Genomic DNA, 1,167 nt, shown 5'->3' on the forward strand with positions numbered 1-1,167 from the left:
TCTTCCACCAGGCTCAGCAGGGCCAAAACAACTCCAGGAGTCTACGTCACGCTGGATAAAAGTTGGGGGCAACGTCAAGACGACGGAGCAATTCCATGACCGCGAACGACCTCGAACCACATTACGCCTCATCTTCGACCGGTCACCTCCTGACCGAACTTCAGCTCTATGGCTGGCGTCCATTCCAGGACGAGCCCGATCCGCGGCCACTGCCTGATGGTGACGATATTGCTGGCGCCATAACCGAGATCTTCGACATTCTTACCGGAACGCTTGCCGACACGCGTCTCGAACCCGATCTCGATGATCTGCTCTGGTCGATGGTCAACGTCTTTCATCGATCCACCCTGCGCATTGAGCGGCAACTCGACGACAACGAACAGGGCCAGCGCCGACTCTCAGGTCAGCAGGACGGATCTGAGGTCAAGGCGGGCGAACTCGAGCGCCTGACCGCGGAAGGACAAACCTTGATCGAACGCAGGGACGCGTTCGAATTGATGCGTGACCTGGCGGCCGAGCATTACGAGCACCAAACCGGGACCGCCTGGCGCCCACGTGCAGGATCACGGGTCAATCACCGTCACCTGACGTCCGCGCTGGTCGACAGTCGCGATTTTCTTGCCGCTAGGCAGAAGGCAGAATCCGAAGTCATGATGCCGGCCGGTCCCAAGATTGCATTTTCCGGGGGCCTCGACTTCAACGACCATCGCCTCATCTGGAACGTGCTGGACAAGGTCCATGCCAAATATCCCGATATGGTGTTGATGCACGGGAAATCCTCAAAGGGTGCCGAGCTCATTGCCGCGAAATGGGCCGAAAGCCGAAAGGTCGCCCAGATCGGTTTCGTACCAGATTGGGCCCGGCATGGGCGCGCCGCACCGTTCAAGCGCAACGACGTCATCCTCGACGTGCTGCCGATCGGCGTCATTGTATTCCCCGGAACAGGCATACAGGACAATTTCGCCGACAAGGCCCGCAAGCTCGGCATTAAAATCCATGATTTTCGGAATCGGGATGGCGCGTAAGCGCCCCTTAGGTGTCCCAACCGTGCCGAATTTTCCAGACACAACAATATCCCGAAGGGGAGGTGAGAACGGCGGTGCAAAATTAGTCCACGGTAGCGGCTGGATTGTCCTGCTGCGGGCGGCTTAAAAGTCGTCCACCTAT

At 58.3% G+C, this 1,167-nt stretch carries 1 protein-coding gene; it reads left to right on the forward strand.

From position 1 onward, the window contains the following. Positions 1-95: 95 nt before the first annotated feature. Positions 96-1,025, forward strand: coding sequence for a DUF2493 domain-containing protein (locus DVH29_RS16075; protein WP_114647192.1), 930 nt, complete (start codon positions 96-98; stop codon positions 1,023-1,025). Positions 1,026-1,167 lie beyond the last annotated feature (142 nt).

This window comes from Pelagibacterium lacus (assembly GCF_003345525.1).
GTDB classification, from domain to species: Bacteria; Pseudomonadota; Alphaproteobacteria; order Rhizobiales; family Devosiaceae; genus Pelagibacterium; species Pelagibacterium lacus.

Excerpts from the sequence above, each read along its gene's own strand:
- DVH29_RS16075 (WP_114647192.1), top strand. The coding sequence starts at position 96 with ATGACCGCGAACGACCTCGAACCACATTACGCCTCATCTTCGACCGGT.